This is a genomic window from Bacillus sp. AFS037270 (genome assembly GCF_002585305.1).
This window is the reverse complement of the sequence record NZ_NUNF01000053.1, coordinates 1-21,131: the sequence shown is the minus strand read 5'-3', so window position 1 is coordinate 21,131 and position 21,131 is coordinate 1. Positions and strand designations below refer to the sequence as shown.

The 21,131-nt window shown below is 38.0% G+C and carries 25 protein-coding genes; 21 read left to right on the top strand and 4 right to left on the bottom strand.

Translation table 11 applies throughout. The annotated features are described in order from the left end of the window. Positions 1-14: 14 nt before the first annotated feature. The 3 genes from COD92_RS23570 to COD92_RS23560 are packed head-to-tail and all read right to left on the bottom strand — an operon-like array spanning position 15 to position 1,110. Positions 15-584: a manganese catalase family protein gene (locus COD92_RS23570; RefSeq protein ID WP_098533012.1), complete on the bottom strand. Its 570-nt coding sequence runs from the start codon at positions 582-584 to the stop codon at positions 15-17. A gap of 38 nt (positions 585-622) precedes the next feature. Continuing rightward, entirely contained in the window at positions 623-883 is a 261-nt protein-coding gene (locus COD92_RS23565; RefSeq protein WP_098533011.1) for a spore coat protein CotJB, read from the bottom strand. After that, on the bottom strand, positions 880-1,110 hold the full coding sequence (locus tag COD92_RS23560) for a spore coat associated protein CotJA (RefSeq protein ID WP_098533010.1): 231 nt from the start codon (positions 1,108-1,110) through the stop codon (positions 880-882). Before COD92_RS23560 ends, COD92_RS23565 begins: the two co-directional genes overlap by 4 nt. A gap of 145 nt (positions 1,111-1,255) precedes the next feature. Here COD92_RS23560 and COD92_RS23555 point away from each other — a divergent pair, with 145 nt between their 5' ends. From COD92_RS23555 to fni, 15 genes are all read left to right on the top strand, one after another. Then, positions 1,256-1,888 (top strand): CBS domain-containing protein, encoded by a 633-nt coding sequence (locus tag COD92_RS23555; RefSeq protein WP_098533009.1) that lies wholly within the window; start codon positions 1,256-1,258, stop codon positions 1,886-1,888. 58 nt (positions 1,889-1,946) lie between these two features. Then, positions 1,947-2,315, top strand: coding sequence for a hypothetical protein (locus COD92_RS23550; protein ID WP_098533008.1), 369 nt, complete (start codon positions 1,947-1,949; stop codon positions 2,313-2,315). Between the two features lie 17 nt (positions 2,316-2,332). Beyond that, positions 2,333-3,118, top strand: coding sequence for a metallophosphoesterase (locus COD92_RS23545; protein ID WP_098533007.1), 786 nt, complete (start codon positions 2,333-2,335; stop codon positions 3,116-3,118). 74 nt (positions 3,119-3,192) lie between these two features. Further along, a complete protein-coding gene (locus tag COD92_RS23540; protein ID WP_098533005.1) occupies positions 3,193-3,774 on the top strand; it encodes a genetic competence negative regulator in 582 nt (193 codons plus the stop codon). A 212-nt stretch (positions 3,775-3,986) separates the two neighbouring features. Continuing rightward, positions 3,987-5,267 carry a Glu/Leu/Phe/Val family dehydrogenase gene (locus COD92_RS23535; protein WP_098533003.1) on the top strand — a complete coding sequence of 427 codons (1,281 nt, stop codon included), beginning with the start codon at positions 3,987-3,989 and terminating at the stop codon, positions 5,265-5,267. A gap of 135 nt (positions 5,268-5,402) precedes the next feature. Then, positions 5,403-6,380 carry a YpdA family putative bacillithiol disulfide reductase gene (locus tag COD92_RS23530; RefSeq protein ID WP_098533001.1) on the top strand — a complete coding sequence of 326 codons (978 nt, stop codon included), beginning with the start codon at positions 5,403-5,405 and terminating at the stop codon, positions 6,378-6,380. Between the two features lie 6 nt (positions 6,381-6,386). After that, positions 6,387-7,343 carry an asparaginase gene (locus COD92_RS23525; protein ID WP_098532999.1) on the top strand — a complete coding sequence of 319 codons (957 nt, stop codon included), beginning with the start codon at positions 6,387-6,389 and terminating at the stop codon, positions 7,341-7,343. A gap of 96 nt (positions 7,344-7,439) precedes the next feature. Further along, entirely contained in the window at positions 7,440-8,132 is a 693-nt protein-coding gene (gene prsW / locus COD92_RS23520; RefSeq protein ID WP_098532997.1) for a glutamic-type intramembrane protease PrsW, read from the top strand. Between the two features lie 136 nt (positions 8,133-8,268). Continuing rightward, positions 8,269-9,012, top strand: coding sequence for a spore cortex-lytic enzyme (gene sleB, locus COD92_RS23515; protein WP_396897337.1), 744 nt, complete (start codon positions 8,269-8,271; stop codon positions 9,010-9,012). Positions 9,013-9,027: 15 nt separating this feature from the next. Continuing rightward, entirely contained in the window at positions 9,028-10,377 is a 1,350-nt protein-coding gene (ypeB, locus tag COD92_RS23510) for a germination protein YpeB (RefSeq protein ID WP_098532995.1), read from the top strand. Positions 10,378-10,483: 106 nt separating this feature from the next. After that, positions 10,484-10,699: a DUF5359 family protein gene (locus COD92_RS23505; protein ID WP_098532993.1), complete on the top strand. Its 216-nt coding sequence runs from the start codon at positions 10,484-10,486 to the stop codon at positions 10,697-10,699. A gap of 202 nt (positions 10,700-10,901) precedes the next feature. Beyond that, positions 10,902-11,582 (top strand): (d)CMP kinase, encoded by a 681-nt coding sequence (gene cmk, locus COD92_RS23500; RefSeq protein WP_098532991.1) that lies wholly within the window; start codon positions 10,902-10,904, stop codon positions 11,580-11,582. Continuing rightward, complete coding sequence (locus tag COD92_RS23495; RefSeq protein WP_098532989.1) at positions 11,579-12,160, top strand: lysophospholipid acyltransferase family protein; 582 nt, start codon at positions 11,579-11,581, stop codon at positions 12,158-12,160. Before cmk ends, COD92_RS23495 begins: the two co-directional genes overlap by 4 nt. 162 nt (positions 12,161-12,322) lie before the next feature. Beyond that, complete coding sequence (gene rpsA / locus COD92_RS23490; RefSeq protein WP_098532987.1) at positions 12,323-13,462, top strand: 30S ribosomal protein S1; 1,140 nt, start codon at positions 12,323-12,325, stop codon at positions 13,460-13,462. Positions 13,463-13,473: 11 nt separating this feature from the next. Beyond that, positions 13,474-14,532, top strand: a complete 1,059-nt coding sequence (gene fni, locus COD92_RS23485) for a type 2 isopentenyl-diphosphate Delta-isomerase (RefSeq protein ID WP_098532985.1) — start codon at positions 13,474-13,476, stop codon at positions 14,530-14,532. 30 nt (positions 14,533-14,562) lie between these two features. Here the strand turns inward: fni and COD92_RS23480 are convergent, their stop codons facing one another. After that, entirely contained in the window at positions 14,563-14,709 is a 147-nt protein-coding gene (locus COD92_RS23480) for a YpzI family protein (protein WP_098532983.1), read from the bottom strand. A gap of 106 nt (positions 14,710-14,815) precedes the next feature. On the opposite strand from COD92_RS23480, the gene COD92_RS23475 reads away from it, so the two are divergent. The 6 genes from COD92_RS23475 to spoIVA all read left to right on the top strand — a co-directional run bounded on the left by COD92_RS23475 (position 14,816) and on the right by spoIVA (position 20,989). Then, positions 14,816-15,424, top strand: a complete 609-nt coding sequence (locus COD92_RS23475; protein ID WP_098532981.1) for a YphA family membrane protein — start codon at positions 14,816-14,818, stop codon at positions 15,422-15,424. Between the two features lie 177 nt (positions 15,425-15,601). Beyond that, positions 15,602-16,912, top strand: coding sequence for a ribosome biogenesis GTPase Der (gene der / locus COD92_RS23470; RefSeq protein WP_098532979.1), 1,311 nt, complete (start codon positions 15,602-15,604; stop codon positions 16,910-16,912). A gap of 20 nt (positions 16,913-16,932) precedes the next feature. Then, a complete protein-coding gene (locus COD92_RS23465) occupies positions 16,933-17,988 on the top strand; it encodes an NAD(P)H-dependent glycerol-3-phosphate dehydrogenase (RefSeq protein WP_098532977.1) in 1,056 nt (351 codons plus the stop codon). 235 nt (positions 17,989-18,223) lie between these two features. Then, the gene (locus tag COD92_RS23460) at positions 18,224-18,409 is read left to right on the top strand and encodes a DUF2768 domain-containing protein (protein ID WP_098532975.1); all 186 of its coding nucleotides are present in this window, start codon (positions 18,224-18,226) and stop codon (positions 18,407-18,409) included. Positions 18,410-18,444: 35 nt separating this feature from the next. Then, on the top strand, positions 18,445-19,155 hold the full coding sequence (locus COD92_RS23455; RefSeq protein ID WP_098532973.1) for a hypothetical protein: 711 nt from the start codon (positions 18,445-18,447) through the stop codon (positions 19,153-19,155). Between the two features lie 355 nt (positions 19,156-19,510). Then, positions 19,511-20,989, top strand: a complete 1,479-nt coding sequence (gene spoIVA, locus COD92_RS23450) for a stage IV sporulation protein A (protein WP_098532971.1) — start codon at positions 19,511-19,513, stop codon at positions 20,987-20,989. The last annotated feature ends 142 nt before the right edge of the window (positions 20,990-21,131 follow it).

Below are 21,131 nucleotides of genomic sequence, written 5' to 3'. Positions count from 1 at the left end.
CTTCTTATTACCAATTAAAAGATTTTCTTTTTGCCCTGCTCTTCTTTTAAGATTTCGACGGCCTCACGGAATCGCTGTGAATGAATAATTTCTCTTTCCCGTAAAAATCTTAATCCATCATTTAAATCTGAATCATCGCTCATATTTATAATCCATTGGTAAGTTGCTCGTGCCTTTTCCTCCGCGGCAATATCTTCATAAAGATCTGCAATTGGATCCCCTTTTGCTTGAATATAAGTGGCTGTAAATGGTACACCGGCGGCATTATGGTAGAATAATGCCTTATCATTGTTGACATAGTGATCCTCAATACCTGCAGCTTTAAGTTGTTCGGGTGTAGCATCTTTCGTTAATTTATAGACCATTGTAGCGATCATTTCAAGATGAGCAAACTCTTCTGTTCCAATATCAGTTAGAAGGCCGATTACCTTGTCGGGAATGGTGTATCTTTGGTTTAAATACCTGAGTGCAGCTGCTAATTCTCCATCGGCACCGCCGTATTGCTCGATTAAATATTTCGCTAATCTAGGGTTACACGAACTAACTCGTACAGGATATTGCAGCTTTTTTTCGTAAATCCACATTTTAGCCCCTCCCTTGAACGTTGTTTACTGCTTCCGCTTTAAACTTGCCATGGCCATGGTGTATCATCCCAGTTCCAAGGGTATCCAGAGTAGCTGTTCCCGTATTGCTGTAAAGGTCCAAACTGGCTTTCAAATAACTTTTTTATACGTTTTCTCTCTTTGGCATAATGATTAAATTGATTAATGGCCTCTAGGTCATCATTATGCGTATCTAAATACAAGGTTAATTCAACTAATACAAAGTCCACTGTTTGAAGCTGTTCCATCAGTTGATAATATTCCTCAGGAACTTGTTTCATTGCGGGAGTCCCCCTTTACCTGGTTCAAGCGGGCCGAACCAGGGGTCATAAAAGGCCTTCCATAATGTCCCTGCCCTAAGTGCTTCTTGTGGCGTAAATTGAGGTAAATTTGGCGGCTGAAAGCCCATATATAAATTTGGTGGGGTGGAGTATGCTTTTTCAAGTATTGGCCTACAAGGGTCAAACGGACTAGCATATGGATGATAGGTTTTTACATGTGTATTCATAGTCGCCCTCCCTTTATTCGATATCATTTAAACATATGAGATTATTTTAGTTACATGACATAAATCTTTAAAATTATATGGAGTTTTTAATGGTATTACAGGAGTATAATAGGGATAAAGGACTATTTTTTTGAGGTGATGGGAATTGTTTGTTAAAAATATTATGATCCCCAAGCATGAATGTTTTACCGCTCAAGTTGATGTAACACTAAAGGATGCACTGGAGATGTTAGAAAAACACCAAATTGATGGGCTGCCAGTTTTAAAAGGTGACAAATATGTCGGTGTTGCAACAAGATTTAATATATATGAAGGCTTTTTTAAGTCAGGCAACCAAAAGGAAAACTATCTAACTTCCACTGTTGTGAGTGATATTGCTACGTATGAGAACAAGTTTTTGCTAGGTAGTGAATTATTTGAAAAAACACTTCTCGACTTGAAGGATTTCCCTTTGTTAGCCGTGGTTGATAAAAATAAATCCTTCCTTGGTGTCGTGACACGTTCGGATTGTTTAAGTACGTTTGAAAGTGCATTTGGCGTTAATCGACCAGGTGTAAGAATTGCCTTTACATCTGTTGAGACCGAAGGACGGATTGCTCGGCTCTCAGAAATTGCCCATCAATTCCATGAACACATCATCTCACTTGTTACCTTCGATGAAACCGATAAGCTCGTACGCAGAATTGTGATGAAGATTGAGAAAAAAGATAATATTGCCAGGTTTACCAAGAAGCTTGAAGAACACGGCTTCCGAATACTTAGTATACAAGAAGACTAAAACTCGCAAGAGGTTAAGAAAAATAATCCTTCTCATACACTGTATGGGAGGGATCATTATGTTTAAAAGAATTTCGCTGCTTTTGATTATCTTTATATGTGGATATTTACTGATTGAATGGGTACCAATCGATCATCCATTTGTACTTTCAGATTTTTTAATTACCCTTGTCCTCAATCCTTTAAAGTTTATTGCAGCTGCATTGGCATTTTTTTTCGGGATTGTGTGCAGCGGTAAATTTATCCGAGAATTAAGAGATCGAACAGGAATAGGCTGGGTGAGGCATTTCAGATGGATGATACAGTTATTCACCGAATATATTGGTCTGATTATCGTTTTTATACTTCTTTTCCAAATCGGCTGGGAGCACACACTTGTCTTTTTTAGTTTAAGTCTTCTTTATGGTATGATTTCCGTAGAACTGTAAGAGGGGGAGAACAAGAGATGATATGGGGGACAATTGTGTTATTGTTTGTGGGAGGTATCCTTCTCCTCTTATTTATGGTAAGAGAGGCCTTTTTAAATAAAGTAGTAGAGCAAGAGTTAACTTTTCCAGACTTTCCTGCTTCTTTTGGCAAAGTATCCATTTTTTTTATTTCAGATATTCATAGACGGGTTATTTCAGATGTAATCATTCAAAATGTAAAAGGGAAAGCGGACTTTGTTATTATTGGAGGAGATTTAACCGAAAAGGGGGTACCATTTCCACAAGTAAAGGAAAATTTAGTGAAATTAAAACAAATAGGCCCTGTGTATTTTGTTTGGGGAAACAATGATTATGAAGTGGATTTCCGTAAATTGGATGCCACTTTACTTGATATAGGTGTAAAAGTCTTGGATAATACAGCTGTAACTTTTGAGTCAAACCGTGGCGAAAAATTATCTCTCCTGGGGGTTGATGACTGCAGCCAAGAGAGAGACCGGCTTGATTTTGCCCTAATGGATGCGGAAGAAAGCAGTTTTAAAATATTAGCTAGTCATATTCCAACGATTACAGAAAAGATCCGGCCTGAGCACAATATTCGTTTGGTACTGAGCGGACATACTCATGGAGGACAAATACATATTCTAGGGTATAGCCCTTTTGAAAAAGGCAAGATAAAAAAGCTTGAAAATACCATTCTTTTAATTAGTAATGGATATGGAACAACGACTCTGCCTTTAAGGTTAGGGGCCCCTGCTGAAACGCATCTTATTACATTAAAACGAGGAACCGATAAGATAGGGTGAGGTAGACAATTCACCAATAATCCCCTGCGGCATACACTGAAAACAAGAGTTACGTCACGGCAGGGGGCAAAGGCATGCGCTTAGAACGCTTAACGGCCAATAAAATAAAAATTTTTTTAACCTCTGATGATTTATTTGAAAGAGGACTTTCAAAAGAGGATATTTGGAAGGATTCAAGTAAATGGAATCAGCTTTTTCATGATATGCTCGAAGAGGCAAGTGAGGAATTTGATGTTGATATCCAGGGCTCTGTAGCTGTAGAAATTTTCTCTCTTCAGGCTCAAGGAATGATTTTAATCATCACCGTTGATGAAGTAAAGGACGATGAAGAATTATTATATGATGGTTATATCGAAATGCAGGTAAGGGTTGAGGGATGCGATGATCTCTTATATGAGTTTAGTGAATTTGAGGATTTAGTCGGCCTTGCCAAAAGACTTTCAATTGTAGACATTTATGGGGGAAGTCTCTTTTGGATGCATAATCGCTATTACCTTCTAATGGAGCATGTCGAGGCTGATAAAAAGGAAAAAGCGGCCTGTATTTTATCGGAGTTTGGAACTCCGTCTATTTTAAGTCCATACGTACTTGCTGAATATGGAAAAACTGTGATGAAACAGTTTGCTGTTGAAACGATTATCCATTTTTTTAAATAACTTGTTAAAATCAATATCATACTAAAGGGGCGAAAGCCCCTTTAAAAAGTCTTTAAAAATCTCCGTGTTCTGAAAGTTTTTTTGATTTATAAAAGCGTTTACAAATTCAGGTTTGGTGTATGTTTTTCTTCTTGCATAAATCCATTAAACGTGTATACTTGTCTCTGAAAGAAGACAACATTCGTAAAGCATTTTTTCTAGGAGGATTTCAAATGGTAGCCGAAAAAGCAAATGGTCAAACTAATCAAGAGGGAGAGCCGCACGATGTGTTGAAATCAACACAGACAGTTATACATAAAGCCCTTGAAAAGTTAGGTTATCCTGAAGAAGTATATGAGCTTTTAAAAGAGCCATTACGTTTGCTGACAGTGAAAATTCCCATAAGAATGGATGACGGTTCTATTAAAATATTCACAGGGTACCGTGCGCAGCATAATGATGCAGTGGGACCAACAAAGGGTGGTATTCGTTTTCATCCTAATGTAACTGAAACTGAAGTGAAAGCCCTTTCGATTTGGATGAGTTTGAAATGTGGGATAGTCGACCTCCCATATGGCGGTGGGAAAGGCGGTATTGTCTGCGACCCGCGTGATATGTCTTTTAGAGAGCTTGAAAGACTTAGCCGTGGCTATGTGAGAGCTATCAGCCAAATTGTTGGACCAACAAAGGATATTCCTGCTCCTGATGTATTTACTAATTCACAAATTATGGCCTGGATGATGGATGAATATAGCCGTATCGATGAGTTTAATTCCCCTGGATTTATCACAGGGAAGCCGCTCGTATTAGGAGGTTCACATGGACGCGAATCTGCAACTGCAAAAGGTGTAACCATTTGTATTCGTGAAGCGGCAAAAAAGAAGGGCATTCAAATTGAAGGAGCTAGGGTAGTTGTTCAAGGCTTTGGAAACGCAGGAAGTTATTTATCTAAGTTTATGCATGATGCTGGTGCAAAGGTAATTGGTATTTCTGATGCCTACGGTGCTCTGTATGATCCCAATGGTCTAGATATTGATTATCTTTTAGATAGACGGGACAGCTTTGGCACGGTAACAAAATTATTTAATAATACCATTACGAATAAAGAATTACTTGAGCTTGATTGCGATATTCTTGTTCCGGCGGCGATTGAAAATCAAATTACAGCAGAAAATGCTCATAATATTCGTGCGAAAATTGTGGTTGAGGCTGCGAATGGTCCAACCACCTTGGAAGCAACCGAAATTTTAACTGAGCGGGGAATTTTGCTTGTTCCAGATGTACTAGCATCAGCTGGCGGCGTAACAGTTTCTTATTTTGAGTGGGTTCAAAATAATCAAGGCTATTATTGGACGGAAGAAGAAGTAGAAGAAAAACTTGAAAAAGTAATGGTGAAATCGTTCAAAAATATTTATGATACTGCGCAAACACGCAGGGTTGATATGCGGCTTGCAGCCTATATGGTCGGGGTAAGGAAAATGGCTGAAGCCAGCCGATTTAGAGGCTGGATTTAATCTACCCGAACGATTTTGAAAGTTTTGTTTGTTGAAACTAAATGGAAAATCTCCTATCATGTTACGGTAGGAGATTTTTTTTGTAGAAAAATTTCCTTTCATAATAAGTATTCCGTTTTTAAGGAGTTGGCCTTAATGCAAATAGAAGATATCATCATTATTGGTGGTGGTCCCTGTGGTTTAGCAGCAGCGATTGCCTTACAAGAAATTGGGAAGAATCCTTTAATAATCGAAAAGGGTAATGTTGTAAACTCCATCTATCATTATCCCACCCATCAAACCTTTTTTAGTACAAGTGAAAAATTAGAAATTGGCGGTTTTCCCTTTGTGACAGATAGTTACAAGCCCAAACGGAACCAGGCACTTGTGTATTATCGGGAAGTTGCTAAGCGTAAACAGCTGCGGATTAATGCTTTTGAAACAGTTTCAGCAGTATCTAAACCTAAAGAAGGACAACTATTCCAGGTCAAGACTGATAAAGATACATATCAGACTCGTTATGTTGTAATCGCAACTGGTTATTATGACCATCCTAACTATATGAATGTACCGGGTGAAAACTTACCAAAGGTTTTCCATTATTTTAAGGAGGCACATCCCTATTTTGATAAAGATGTTTGTGTCATTGGAGGTAAAAATTCAAGTGTCGATGCCGCACTTGAGCTAGTAAAGGCAGGAGCTCGGGTAACGGTCTTATACCGTGGCAAGGAATATTCACCAAGTATAAAACCATGGATTCTGCCTGAGTTTGAATCATTAGTAAGAAATGAGATCATCACGATGGAATTTCAAGCCGATGTAAAAGAAATTAGAGCTACTCAAGTAACATATGTTAAGGATGGGGAACTAAAGACCATACAAAATGACTTTGTCTTTGCGATGACTGGATACCATCCTGATCATGAATTCCTAGTGAAAATGGGTATTAAAATTGATGAAGAAACAGGAAGACCTTTTTATAATCCAGATTCAATGGAAACCAATATTAGCGGAATCTTTATTGCTGGTGTGATTGCAGCAGGAAATAATGCAAATGAGATTTTTATTGAAAATGGCCGTTTTCATGGCGGACAAATCGCACAATCTATACTAGAAAATGATGCTAAAGGGTGATGAATCATGAAAAAGGTTGTCCTATTAACAACAGGAGGGACGATTGCCAGCAAACCAAATAAATCCTCTGGAAAATTAGCTTCTGGAGCTATAACTGGAGAAGAACTGGCTGCAATGTGTAATCTGCCAACTGAAATAGAAGTAATTGTCGACTCTGTCTTTCAAAAAGCGAGTATACATATTACGTTTGACGATTTAGTCTTTCTAAAGAATAAAATAGAGGATTATTTTAAGGATGAGACCGTTTCAGGTATTGTTGTCACCCATGGGACTGATACGATGGAGGAAACATCTTATTTTCTTGATTTAACCATTAACGATCGCCGGCCTGTTGTTGTCACAGGCTCGCAGCGTTCACCGGAAGAGTTAGGCAGTGATGTGTACATTAACTTACGCCATGCCATCTATTCTGCTTGTTCACCTGATTTATACGATGTTGGCACAGTAGTTGTTTTTAATGAAAGAATTTTTGCTGCCAGATACGTCAAAAAAGAACATGCCTCTAACATCCAAGGATTTAATGTATTTGGGTTCGGCTACCTTGGAATCATTGATAATGACAATGTCCATGTCTTCCAGAAACCGATAAGAAGAGAGCATTATCAAATAAAATCCCCAATTCCTGATGTAGAAATTATTAAGTGCTATATCGGAGCAGATGGGAAGTTTATTAAAGCTGCCCGAGAAGCAGGTGTTGCTGGAATCATTCTTGAAGGAGTAGGACGAGGCCAAGTAGCTCCGAAAATGATGGAAGAAATCGAAAGGTCCATAAAAGCAGGGATAAAATTAGTGATTACAACCAGTGCTGAAGAAGGGGCTGTCTATACAACTTATGATTATGAAGGTAGTGCATATGACCTTTATAAAAAGGGAGTTATTCTTGGAAGTGATAATGATTCCAAGAAGGCAAGGATGAAATTGGCTGTTGCGATAGCAAGCGGTTTAGAAAACATCAACTTTTAAATCGTGATCTAATTCGGCCGCTGGAATGAATCTTTCGTTTTCTTTGCGGGCTATACATGGTACCATTAAGAAAAAGGATTGGAAAAGAGGTCCAGAATGCTTGGAATATTATCGGCCGGAATTGCTCCAGGTTTGGCCTTACTAAGTTACTTTTATTTAAAAGATGAATATGAACCAGAGCCTGTTTCCTTTGTTTTTCGGACATTTTTGTATGGGGTTCTGCTCGTTTTTCCAATTATGTTTATCCAACATGTTTTAGAAACTGAGCACTTATTAAAATCCGATTTATTAGATGCCTTTTTTGGTTCAGGCATTTTGGAAGAGTTCTTTAAATGGTTTATCCTTTTTTATCTCATATATCAGCATGTTGAATTCGATGAACCGTTTGATGGTATTGTATATGGAGTATCCGTTTCCCTGGGTTTTGCAACTGTTGAAAATATCTTTTATTTAGTGGCCAATGGAATTGAGCATGCCATGACTCGTGCTTTACTACCGGTTTCAAGTCATGCTTTATTTGGCGTTATTATGGGCTTTTATCTCGGAAAAGCAAAATTTACGAAAGGTAATAAAGCACAATGGATATTATTATCACTGCTTTTGCCAATTCTTTTGCATGGATCCTATGATTTTATTTTAATTTCACTTGAAAACTGGTTGTATATTATTTTGCCATTTATGGTTTTCCTTTGGTGGTTTGGATTGCGTAAAGTAAAAAAAGCAAAAATTTTAAGTGCCAATCATTTTAAAAAACAATATCCAGAACAAAAGGCACAAGCACCTATTTAACCAACTTCAAATCATTTTAAAACCCTTCACGTATTGTTGAAGGGTTTTTTTCTGCATGAAATGGAATAAAAACACCAATAAAACAAAAAATAGGTTTAATGTAAAAAAGATTCATAATGGGGGTTATTATTCCATGATAAAGAAAAGCATCCTAATCAGATTCTTCATCTTAATCTTTACATGCACGATACCAGTCTCTTTTTTGGAGGGCCAACAGGTACATGCCTTTTCAAATCAAGTAATTCAAAGAGGAGCGGTAGGAGAGGATGTAATTGAGCTTCAATCAAGGCTCAAATATATAGGCTTTTACCACGGAAAAACAGATGGGGTATTTGGTTGGGGGACATATTGGGCATTACGAAATTTCCAATATGAATTTGGTCTGCCAATTGATGGAATTGCTGGGGCGACAACCAAAGCAAAATTAACAAAAGCCACGAAATATAACAAACAAACCGCACAAAAATCTGCTCCACCTAAGGCTGCTGCAAAAAAGCCGACAGCATTAAACACACCAAAAGGTTACTCTCAAAATGATATCCGCTTAATGGCTAATGCCGTTCATGGAGAATCAAGAGGAGAACCATATATTGGTCAGGTAGCAGTAGCTGCTGTAATCTTGAACCGAGTAAATAGTGCATCATTTCCAAATACTGTTTCCGGTGTTATCTTTGAACCTGGTGCATTCACAGCCGTGGCTGATGGGCAAATTTGGCTGACACCAAATGAATCTTCCAAAAAGGCGGTAATAGATGCCATCAATGGATGGGATCCTACGGGGGAAGCATTGTACTACTTTAATCCGGCCACTGCCACAAGTGGATGGATTTGGGGCAGACCGCAAATAAAACGAATTGGCAAGCATATTTTTTGTAAATAAAGGGGTGAGTTCAAATTGATTAGAGGAATATTGATAGGTGTTCTCGCTGTTGGTATTGCGGGAACAGCTTATTGGGGTTACCAAGAACATCAAGAAAAAAATGCGATCCTTATCAATGCGGAAAACAACTATCAACGGGCATTCCACAATCTTTCTTACCGTATGGATTTATTAAACGATAAAATTGGAACTACACTTGCGATGAATTCCAAAGAATCCTTATCGCCCTCCTTAATAGAAGTATGGAGACTCACTTCGCAGGCACATGGGGATGTCGGGCAGCTGCCGTTAACACTATTACCTTTCAATAAAACAGAGGAATTCTTGGCTAATATTGGAAATTTCAGCTATCGTACGGCAGTTAGAGATTTATCGAAGGAACCATTAACAGATAAGGAATATAAAACGCTTCAAGTACTTTACAAGCAGTCTGGTGATATTCAAAACGAGCTGCGAAATGTACAGCATATGGTTTTGAAAAATAATCTTCGTTGGATGGATGTGGAACTCGCACTTGCCTCCGGAAAAGAAAACACCGACAATACGATCATTGATGGTTTTAAGACCGTTGAAAAAACAGTATCAACTTATGAAGAATCAGATATGGGACCTACCTTTTCCAATCTGCAAAAGAAGGATGAAAACTTTAATAAAATTAAAGGGAAAACCATTACTCGAAAAGACGCTATCCAAATTGCGAAAAAGTATATAAAGTTTGATGGAAATGCCAATGTAAAAGTCACGGACAATGGAAAGGGCTCTGATTTTGGTTTTTACAGTATATCCATCGAAAATAAAAAAGCTGGTCAAGAGGCTAGTATGGATATTACTAAAAAGGCAGGGCATCCGATTTGGTTTATTAATAACCGGGATATAAAAAAACAATCCTTGAGTTTAAATGATGCCAACAATAAGGCTGCTGCATTTTTGAAGGAAAATGGCTTTGAGAATTTGGAAACATTTGAGAGTACGCAGTATGATAATGTTGGCGTATTTGATTTTGTCACAAATATAAATGGAGTGAGAATCTATCCAGAAGCAGTGAAAGTCAAAGTAGCACTGGATAATGGAGATATAATTGGTGTTTCCGCTGAAGAATACTTAAAATCATTTCAAACTCGGACAATTGAAAAACCTGCTCTCACTCTTGAACAAGCTCGGGCTAAAGTAAATCCTAAATTAAAGGTAATGGAACAACGGCAAGCGATGATTGTTAATGATATAAATGAAGATGTGTTATGTTATGAGTTCTTAGGAACATTGGGCGATGATACGTACCGAATCTTTATAAACGCTAAAACAGGTTTAGAAGAGGAAGTAGAAAAGCTGAAAAACGCTGAAGCAACGTACGAAGATGTTTTATAGGGAAAACACGGTTATTTCCCTTTTTTCAGTTCGTATTTGTATGACCAAGGAATAAATTAGGTGAGCTGCTCCAATACTAATAACATATGGTATTGGGGTGATTGGCATGAAAAAGGTAGAGAGATTTTTAATAAAATTGGTGATAGTTCAATTTCTCTTTCTATTTCTATCACAATTACTGTTCCACCAGATGAATATCTTTCCGCAAATAAAGAATTTAACAAAGTATGAAGGAGTTAATGAAAATACCTTAACTGAAATTCTGCAAACCTTTCAGGGGAAAGACGAACAACCAAAGGCATTGCATGAACAAATGAAATAGGAAAGTATAAATACTTCCTCTAATCGGAAGGTTTATACTTTCCTATTTTTTTATGGATCATGGCGGGCAATTATAATATTAAAATTAGTTTTAATTCTGGATTTTTCTTTTATTAAAATGATAAAAAAAAGAGGCATATCCTTATCTTGTGGTAAAATAAATAAGGTAGATGAGACGATCATGGGTGCATTTAGGAGGATTTATGGAAAATAAAATATCAATTGCAATTGACGGCCCAGCCGCAGCCGGGAAAAGTACAGTAGCAAAAATTGTGGCAGAAAAACTTTCTTATATATATATTGATACTGGTGCGATGTACAGAGCATTAACATATAAAGCAATCATTAACCAACTCGATCTGGAAGATGAAGCAGCATTAATGGATACGCTCTTATCGACAGATATTGAACTGAAACCATCTAATAAAGGGCAATTGGTCTTTCTTGACAACCTTGATGTAACGGATTTGATTCGTTCTGCCGAAGTAACCAATTCTGTGTCCTATGTCGCAAGGCAGCCAAAAGTTCGACAAGAAATGGTGAAGAGACAGCAGGCATTTGCCACTGCTGGAGGAGTGGTGATGGATGGACGGGACATTGGAACGCATGTTTTACCAAACGCAGAAGTAAAAATATTTTTACTAGCAAGTGTGGAAGAGAGAGCTGAAAGACGGCATTCTGAAAACTTGGAGAAAGGCTTCCCTTCTGATTTGGAAAAATTAAAAGAAGAAATTGCTAAGCGAGATAAGATTGACTCAGAAAGAGAAGTAGCTCCTTTGAAGAAGGCAAGTGATGCAATTGAAATCGACACAACCTCTTTGACCATCCCTGATGTTGTCGAAAAAATAATGACATTGGTGAATGAAAGGATTGGTTCAGTGTGACATTTTATGGGTTTGCCAAATCGGTGGTTTATACCATCTTCAAACCGTGGTACCGAATACAAGCAATTGGGGTAGAAAATATACCGAAAGAGGGCGGAGTGCTTCTTTGCTCCAACCATATCTCTGTAATCGACCCAATCGTTGTCGGGATTATGTGTCCTCGTCCTGTGCATTATATGGCTAAAGATGAGCTTTTTCAGGTCCCGGTACTTGGAGGAATCGTTAGAAAATGTAATGCATTCCCGGTAAAAAGGGGATTCAGTGACCGAGAGGCTCTACGGACAGGATTAAAGCTTTTAAAGGACGGAAACGTATTTGGACTCTTTCCGGAAGGAACCAGAAGCAAAACCGGGGAACTAGGAAAAGGACTTTCAGGGGCTGGTTTTTTTGCATTAAGAACGGAAGCTTATGTTGTTCCATGTGCGGTCATTGGTCCGTATAAAAGTCTCAAAAAATTAAAAATGGTTTATGGTAAACCAATCGATATGACTGAAATGAGGCAAACAAAAGTTTCGGCAGAGCAGGTTACTGAATTAATTATGTCAGAAATTGATAAACTTATAAAAGAGCATAAATAGGTTCTGCTTGACAAAAAAGGCTATTTGTAAGAAGTTAGTAAAAAGAGATTTTTTTTGAAAATTCTATAGGTTATGTTTTATTTTATATATGGTGTATGCAGTCTGCTTTTCACCAAATCATATATAGATTTTTTAGAGTAAATGGAATAAGGAGGAATACATATGTCGGAAGAACTAAATCAAGTAGAAGTTAAAAACTTTGAAATCGGGGATAAAGTAACTGGACAAGTTACTAAGGTTGAGGAAAAACAGGTGCTTGTGAATATTCCAGGCAGTAAGCTTGATGGTATTATCCCAATCAGTGAACTTTCAAGTCTTCATATTGAAAAAGCATCTGATGCCGTTGCAGAAGGTGATGAACTTGAATTAGAAGTGACTAAGGTAGAAGAAGATGCATTAGTACTATCAAAACGGAAAGTGGATGCTGAAAAGGCTTGGGAAAGCTTAGAGCAAAAATTTCAAGCTGGAGAGGTTTTCGAAACAGAGGTTAAGGACGTTGTAAAAGGCGGACTAGTTGTGGACCTTGGCGTTCGCGGATTTGTTCCGGCGTCCCTTGTTGAAGCTCATTTTGTTGAAGATTTCAGCGACTACAAAGGACGTACACTATCATTTAAAATCGTTGAACTAGATAAGGAAAAAAATCGTTTAATCCTCTCACATCGTGCAGTTGTAGAACAAGAAAAGGGAAAGTTAAAACAAAACCGTCTTAGTTCTTTAGAAGTGGGACAGGTTATTGATGGAACCGTACAAAGAATTACTGATTTTGGTGCATTTGTAGATATCGGTGGAATTGATGGTTTAGTTCATATTTCTCAGTTATCCCATGAACATGTTAATAAGCCTTCTGACGTTGTCCAAGAAGGACAGCAAGTGAAAGTGAAAGTATTAAGTGTTGATCGTGATAATGAGAGAATTTCATTATCCATAAAAGAAACTCTTGCGGGACCTTGGAGTGATATCTCTGTAAAAGCTCCTAAAGGAAGTGTTTTAAATGGAACAGTGAAAAGATTAGTTTCTTATGGAGCTTTCGTGGAAGTATTCCCTGGTGTAGAAGGACTTGTTCATATTTCTCAAATTGCTCATAAACATATTGGAACTCCACATGAAGTTTTAAAAGAGGGCCAAGAAGTACAAGTGAAGGTCCTTGATGTAAACCAGCAAGATCAGCGTTTATCATTAAGCATAAAGGAATTGCTTGAAAAAGAGGCTGAGGAAAACTTTGATTACGAGCTTCCTGAAGAATCCAAAGGGTTCCAGCTTGGAGAAATGATCGGAGATAAACTAAAGAATCTAGGAAAATAATGGTGATGTAAGTGTCAAGATCTGAACGAAAATGGGATCATATTCGCTTTGCCTTGGAAGATAGGCAAAATCGTTCTACAGTTTTCGATGATATCCAGTTTATTCACCAAAGCTTACCGAATATCCATGTGTCTGATGTTCGATTAAATGACGTAATTGGCGAACTTTCTTTAAGTTCGCCAATTTTTATCAATGCAATGACGGGCGGCGGCGGAGAAAAAACATATCAAATTAACAAGCAGCTAGCAATCGCTGCAAAGCATACCGGCGTAGCAATGGCTGTTGGATCACAAATGTCTGCTATCAAAGATAAACGAGAAAGATATACATATGAAATTGTCCGTAAGGAGAATCCAAATGGGATTGTAATCGCCAATTTGGGTAGTGAAGCGACAATTGAAAACGCTAAATTGGCCATTGGTATGATTGGAGCCAATGCCTTACAAATCCATTTAAATGTCATTCAAGAACTAACGATGCCCGAGGGGGATCGAGATTTTACCGATTCTTTAAATAGAATTGAAAGGATTTCCAGAGGTGTGGATGTACCGATTATTGTTAAGGAAGTCGGCTTCGGTATGTCCAGGGAAACGGTTGAATCCTTATTTTCTGCAGGTGCTGCCTTTGTCGATGTGGGAGGTTCCGGGGGGACCAATTTTGCCGAAATAGAAAATAAGCGCAGGAAACAATCGCTGCCGTTTTTTAATAATTGGGGGATCCCTACACCGATTTCAATCCTTGAGGCAGCAAGTGTTTCTAATGGTATTCCGATTATTGGGTCCGGTGGTTTTTCCTCAAGCTTAGATATTGCAAAGGGTTTAGCAATTGGCGCCAGTGCTATTGGTTTAGCTGGTTTCTTCTTGCAAATTCTTGTAGAAGAAGGATTGGATGTTTTAGTCGAAGAAATTAAAAACCTTCATATGGAATTAACGATGATTATGACTGCATTAGGTGCAAAGTCTATATCGGACTTAAAGAAAGCACCCATCATTATTTCAGGTAAAACCTATCACTGGTTAACTCAAAGAGGCATCGATACCAAACAATATAGCAATCGTAAGATGAAATAAAGCTCTCGCATCAGCGAGAGCTTTTAACATTTATTCGTCATATTTTCCATCATTAAGATCTCTAGCTTCCTCGGGACTTGATAATTTTGTAGCACCTTTATAGTGTAATGCCTGATCACGATCTGATTCCACTCTTTTACTAGCCTTTAGCTTTTTTTCTTGGCGGTCTTTTCCCATTTTCCACACCTCCTCTTAATAAGATGATTCACGATTCAAATATTATTCAAGGAAGTATGAAAGTACATAAAGATTACCAATAATGAAAATAATAGGAGGTGTATGTATGGGTGGTTTAATGTTTTATTGGATTAGCTGGTCATTTTGGGTTTATCTCACATTTCTGGCTGATAAGAAAAATCTATATCGGCGAAAACTATCTGCAATTATTTTAATCATGCTCCTATTATCTAATTTTCAGTTTAATCTTGGAGAATTTGACATTCATGTTAGTGGATTGTTTTTATTAATGATTTGCTATTTTTTTATCAGCCAGGAAAAACGAGGAGCAATATTTTATTTCTTTATCTGTTCATTGATTGTGTCGATTGGGTATGTGGCCTTTCATTTGTTTGAGATTTTTGACCCGGTATGGATTATTTTTAAAAAGGAATGGATGATGGGAATTTGTTTTGGATACCTTGCCATCCTGCTTCAGAAAACCTTAAAAGGAAGATTACTCATTACAATTTGCGGAACAATGCAAGGAGAGTTTTTGTATGCCTATACCTTAAGTAAGTTTCCCTTTCCTTATGAGATAAGCGGGTTTGAATATCTAGATGCCTGTGCATTAATATCTGCTTTATTAGTAGGCTGGAGTGCAATCGAAAATGCTAGTACATTTATCCAGACTCACTATCACTTTTTTGAAAAAGGAAAACAAAAATCTTCATAAAATGGGTTGAGTGGAGAATCCTTTCCATTGCGGGAAAGGATTAACATTGTTAAAATAATTGAAGTTAGGCCCTTCTTGTTAACAGAAGGGTTTCTTTACTTACGTGAGAACTTTCAATTTGAATAATGCTAACTAATAACACAATTGTGAAATATATCAGAAAGGATGGCGATTTTAATGGTTAAACCTGTTATTGCCATTGTAGGAAGACCAAACGTTGGGAAATCGACGATTTTTAATAGGATTGTCGGTGAGCGTGTTTCCATCGTCGAAGACGTTCCGGGAGTAACTAGAGATCGGATTTATAGTTCAGGTGAGTGGTTAACACATGATTTTAATGTAATTGACACCGGTGGAATTGATATTGGTGATGAGCCGTTTTTAGAGCAGATTCGTCAGCAGGCAGAAGTGGCTATCGATGAAGCTGATGTGATTATCTTTTTAACAAATGGTCGTGAAGGGGTAACAGCAGCGGACGAAGAAGTGGCAAAAATTCTCTATAAATCCAAAAAGCCAATCGTATTAGGGGTAAATAAAATCGATAACCCTGATATGCGTGAGTTTATTTATGATTTTTATTCATTGGGGTTTGGTGAACCAGTTCCAGTCTCAGGGTCACATGGGCTGGGTCTAGGTGATTTATTAGACGAGGCAGCCAAACACTTCCCTAAATCCAAGCCAATAGAATATGATGAAGATGTAGTTAAGTTTTCCTTGATTGGTCGCCCAAATGTTGGAAAGTCTTCCTTAGTTAATGCCATTTTAGGAGAAGATCGTGTCATCGTCAGCAATATTGCCGGTACAACACGTGATGCTGTCGATTCACCGTATACTTATAACGGGCAAAAATATGTCATTATTGATACTGCAGGGATTAGAAAAAAAGGAAAAGTGTATGAGACTACAGAAAAGTATAGTGTGCTGCGTGCGTTAAGGGCTATCGAACGTTCTGATGTGGTATTAGTGGTTATTAACGCAGAAGAAGGGATTATTGAGCAAGATAAGAAAATAGCAGGTTATGCTCATGAAGCAGGACGAGCTGTCGTGATTGTAGTTAATAAATGGGATGCAGTTGAAAAAGATGAGAAAACAATGAAGGAATTGGAACAAAAGATAAGAGAACATTTCTTATTTCTTAGCTATGCTCCGATTGTTTTCTTATCGGCAAAAACTAAAAAACGAATTCATACTCTTATGCCTGTGATTAATACTGCCAGTGAAAACCATTCGATGCGGGTTGAAACAAGTGTGTTAAATGATGTGATTATGGACGCGGTTGCGATGAATCCGACACCTAGCGATAAAGGAAAACGGTTAAAGATTTATTATGCAACCCAAGTGGCTGTCAAACCTCCAACCTTTGTTGTGTTTGTGAATGAACCTGAATTAATGCATTTTTCCTATGAGCGCTTTCTTGAAAACAGGATAAGGGATGCTTTTGGATTCGAGGGTACCCCGATCAAGATTTATGCTCGAGAAAGAAAATAATAATAGGCGGGTGAAGGGTTATGCAGGAGGATAACAAAACAGCAGTAACTGTTATAGGTGCAGGAAGCTGGGGAACAGCCCTTGCGATGGTACTAGCTGACAACGGTCATGAAGTACGTTTATGGAGTCATAATGAGAATCAGGTAAAGGAAATAAATCAATTTCATACTAATCAAAAATATTTACCTGAAATCAAACTTCCGGAATTAATTGTCAGTTATGCCTCGCTAAATGATGCCTTAATAGGAGTTGAAAACATTATTTTGGCTGTTCCGACAAAAGCGATCCGAGAAGTGCTAGGTAAGATTCGGGCAGTCCAGAAGGCACCGCTAACCATTACACATGTGAGTAAGGGGATAGAGCCTAATTCACTGTTACGGATAAGCGAAATCATAAAAGAAGAAATGCCAAAAGAGCTTCTAAAGGATGTCGTTGTTCTTTCAGGACCAAGTCATGCTGAAGAAGTCAGTCTTAGACATCCTACAACGGTTACTGTCTCATCGGAAAATATGGAAGCAGCAGAGCGTATTCAAGATTTATTTATCAATCAAAATTTCCGTGTATATACCAATTCAGATGTGATTGGTGTGGAAATTGGCGGTGCATTGAAGAACATTATCGCCTTGGCTGCAGGAATCACAGATGGACTTGGTTACGGAGATAATGCAAAGGCGGCCTTAATGACTAGAGGACTAGCTGAAATAGCCCGTCTCGGTACAAAGATGGGCGCTAATCCATTAACGTTTTCCGGATTAGCAGGAATTGGCGACTTAATTGTAACATGTACAAGTGTTCATTCAAGGAACTGGAAAGCGGGTAATCTGCTTGGTAAGGGAAAAACCTTAGATGAGGTTCTCGATAATATGGGAATGGTTGTCGAGGGTGTAAGGACTACCAAAGCGGCCTATCAGCTTGCACAAACGTATGATGTTCAGATGCCAATCACATCTGCCCTTTATAATGTCTTATTTAATGGCAAAAATCCAAAAGATGCCGTCGATGTTTTAATGTCGCGCGGCAGAACTCATGAAATGGAAGATTTAGTTAATGTCCTTGAAGAAAAATCCTTTGAATAGTAAAAATGTGCATTTTTATTAAGAAAATAGGCGTTCTCCTGATGCGTTTTTTCTCTAGGTTGCATACAATGCAACGAAGCAACCTGGTAGTAGACGTTGGTGAATGGGTTATTTAGTCCAGAAAATGGCTGAAGTAAAGAACTCGCCCCTCTTTACTTCAGTTTTTTTTATTTTAAAAAATTTTTTTATAATAATAGCTATGTTATAATTAATCTTCGAAAAAGGGGGAATAAAATTGTCGCCAGCCATGATAAAAATGTGGATATCCATTGCGGGTATGGCTCTAATGTTTCTTGCCATTATTACGATTTATTTGAGCCGGTATAAGTTAAAAGGAATCTTTCGAATGATAACAGCTATTATTGCTTATTTATTTATGATTGTTGCAGGATTGACCTTATTGATCGTTTTCTTCACTTGAATTTTAAAACCATACATAAATCTAAAGGTGATTTTATGAAAAGAAAAATGATGTTTAGCTTTCTGCTGATTACGGCAGTACTTTTATCTGGCTGCATGTATCCGCAAGAAGAATTAACGCAAAATCAGGTACCGTATAAAGACCAAATCAAAGCAGTACAGACGGCAGTAGATGACTTTCAAAAAGATAATGGTGGGATTCTGCCCATTAAAACGAAGGATGCGAAAACACCGATTTATCAAAAGTACCCAATTGATTTTAATAAGATTGCACCAAAGTATATTGCCGAACCACCCGGAAATGCTTATGAGAGCGGTGGTATATTTCAATATGTGCTTATAGATGTGGAGACCAATCCTACCGTTAAATTGTTGGACTTAAGATTGGCAGAAACCATTCGTGATATAAAACTAAGGATCAAAACTAATGGTTATCCACCATATAAAGAACAAATTGCCAAAAATGTATTTTCACTCAATTATTCTAAACTTGGATTTAAGAAGGCTCCGTACGTTGTTAGCCCATTTACGAATCAAAACCTTTCATTCGTCATAAGTGGTAATGCCGAGGTTTACGTTGATTATCGGCCCGACCTCTATCAAGCCCTAAAAAAGACGGAGAAGGAGCCGAAACCTGGCGAAGATATACGCTCTATTTTAGTGGATAATTCCATGTTTGTTCCTGCCTATTCACTGCCATATACAATTGATCCTAAGACAAAAGAACCTGTGTTTATAGAAAAATAAGAATGTTGATTGCTTCTCTTCTCTACCGCTAGAAAATGCTCTGCTTTAATTTTTGTCATAACCCTTTTCCTATGAAATATATTGTAGGAGAAGGGTTTTTTATGCTTAATCATATAATGGCGATATGGACCAAATGTTCTATCCGTATCCGTTAACATAGTTAGAAACCCTCCATACAACCAAATGTTCAGAGAAAGTCAGATATCAGCACATCTTTGTGAAATTTTAACAAGGGGGTAAAAATTTTAGAAAAGTGTCATAACAAGATAGGACAACGTCATAAATATATACTGTCCAAAAATACCTAATATGGATGATATTATCCCACTTTACTCTATGATCGGGAGGGGATCACTTGGAAAAGGTTGATATTTTTAAAGATATTGCCGAGAGAACCGGCGGTGATATTTATCTAGGAGTAGTCGGTGCAGTACGAACAGGTAAATCGACTTTTATTAAAAAGTTCATGGAGCTTGTTGTCTTACCGAATATAAACAGTGAAGCTGAAAGATCTCGGGCACAAGATGAGCTTCCGCAAAGTGCAGCAGGTAAAACAATCATGACAACTGAGCCGAAATTTGTCCCAAATCAGGCGGCTACTGTGCATGTTGATGAGGGGCTTAATGTAAATATCAGGCTTGTAGACTGTGTGGGATACACAGTACCAGGCGCTAAGGGCTATGAAGATGAAAATGGACCTAGGATGATTAATACGCCATGGTATGAGGAGCCTATTCCATTCCATGAAGCGGCTGAAATTGGCACAAGAAAGGTGATACAGGAACATTCAACTATTGGGGTTGTAGTAACGACTGATGGAACAATTGGTGAAATTCCTAGAAGTAACTATATTGAGGCAGAAGAACGGGTTATAAATGAGTTGAAAGAAGTTGGCAAACCGTTTATTATGGTGGTCAATAGTGCTCAGCCATATCACCCTGCTACTGAAACATTAAGATCAAGCCTATCAGAAAAATATGATATTCCTGTACTTGCAATGAGCGTAGAAAGCATGCGTGACAGTGATGTTCTCAATGTTCTTCGCGAGGCACTTTACGAGTTTCCGGTACTTGAAGTCAATGTAAACCTGCCAAGCTGGGTCATGGTACTTAGAGAAAATCATTGGCTTCGTGAAAGCTATCAGGATGCAGTGAAAGAAACAGTTAAAGATATCAAGAGATTACGAGATGTTGATCGTGTCGTTCAACAGTTCAGTGACTTTGAATTCATTGATAAAGCCGGATTAGCTGGTATAGAGATGGGCTCTGGTGTTGCTGAAATCGACTTAATCGCTCCTGATGAGTTATATGATGATATTTTAAAAGAAATTGTCGGTGTGGAAATCAGAGGTAAGGATCATCTGCTAGAATTAATGCAGGATTTTGCCCATGCGAAAGCAGAATATGACCATATTGCCGATGCAATAAAAATGGTTAAACAAACAGGCTATGGGATTGCCTCACCATCACTTTCTGATATGAGTCTTGAAGAACCAGAAATCATCCGTCAGGGTGCTAGATTCGGTGTAAGACTTAGAGCGGTAGCTCCATCGATTCATATGATTAAAGTCGATGTAGAATCAGAATTTGCTCCGATTATCGGTACGGAAAAACAAAGTGAAGAGTTAGTCCGCTATCTAATGCAGGACTTCGAGGATGATCCATTATCGATTTGGAATTCTGACATTTTTGGCCGGTCTTTGAGTTCTATTGTTCGAGAGGGGATTCAAGGTAAACTATCTTTAATGCCAGAAAATGCCAGGTATAAATTAAAAGAAACATTAGAGAGAATTATTAACGAAGGTTCTGGCGGATTAATCGCGATTATCCTCTAACATTTGGGCTCCATTTTGGAGTCCTTTTTTTATGGTCTAGAAAATTATAGCTTTATTACTTGTGGGCAACTTTTTACAGGTTCAGACACGTCCAGCTCCAGCGCCTAGCCCCTCGATGGTCTAAAGCTTATCCAGTTGCGGC

Coding starts and splice junctions, on each gene's coding strand:
- COD92_RS23570 (WP_098533012.1), bottom strand. CDS start 584: ATGTGGATTTACGAAAAAAAGCTGCAATATCCTGTACGAGTTAGTTCG.
- COD92_RS23565 (WP_098533011.1), bottom strand. CDS start 883: ATGAAACAAGTTCCTGAGGAATATTATCAACTGATGGAACAGCTTCAA.
- COD92_RS23560 (WP_098533010.1), bottom strand. CDS start 1,110: ATGAATACACATGTAAAAACCTATCATCCATATGCTAGTCCGTTTGAC.
- COD92_RS23550 (WP_098533008.1), top strand. CDS start 1,947: ATGTTTAAAAGAATTTCGCTGCTTTTGATTATCTTTATATGTGGATAT.
- COD92_RS23545 (WP_098533007.1), top strand. CDS start 2,333: ATGATATGGGGGACAATTGTGTTATTGTTTGTGGGAGGTATCCTTCTC.
- COD92_RS23540 (WP_098533005.1), top strand. CDS start 3,193: ATGCGCTTAGAACGCTTAACGGCCAATAAAATAAAAATTTTTTTAACC.
- COD92_RS23535 (WP_098533003.1), top strand. CDS start 3,987: ATGGTAGCCGAAAAAGCAAATGGTCAAACTAATCAAGAGGGAGAGCCG.
- COD92_RS23530 (WP_098533001.1), top strand. CDS start 5,403: ATGCAAATAGAAGATATCATCATTATTGGTGGTGGTCCCTGTGGTTTA.
- COD92_RS23525 (WP_098532999.1), top strand. CDS start 6,387: ATGAAAAAGGTTGTCCTATTAACAACAGGAGGGACGATTGCCAGCAAA.
- prsW (WP_098532997.1), top strand. CDS start 7,440: ATGCTTGGAATATTATCGGCCGGAATTGCTCCAGGTTTGGCCTTACTA.
- COD92_RS23505 (WP_098532993.1), top strand. CDS start 10,484: ATGAAAAAGGTAGAGAGATTTTTAATAAAATTGGTGATAGTTCAATTT.
- cmk (WP_098532991.1), top strand. CDS start 10,902: ATGGAAAATAAAATATCAATTGCAATTGACGGCCCAGCCGCAGCCGGG.
- rpsA (WP_098532987.1), top strand. CDS start 12,323: ATGTCGGAAGAACTAAATCAAGTAGAAGTTAAAAACTTTGAAATCGGG.
- COD92_RS23480 (WP_098532983.1), bottom strand. CDS start 14,709: ATGGGAAAAGACCGCCAAGAAAAAAAGCTAAAGGCTAGTAAAAGAGTG.
- COD92_RS23475 (WP_098532981.1), top strand. CDS start 14,816: ATGGGTGGTTTAATGTTTTATTGGATTAGCTGGTCATTTTGGGTTTAT.
- der (WP_098532979.1), top strand. CDS start 15,602: ATGGTTAAACCTGTTATTGCCATTGTAGGAAGACCAAACGTTGGGAAA.
- COD92_RS23465 (WP_098532977.1), top strand. CDS start 16,933: ATGCAGGAGGATAACAAAACAGCAGTAACTGTTATAGGTGCAGGAAGC.
- COD92_RS23455 (WP_098532973.1), top strand. CDS start 18,445: ATGAAAAGAAAAATGATGTTTAGCTTTCTGCTGATTACGGCAGTACTT.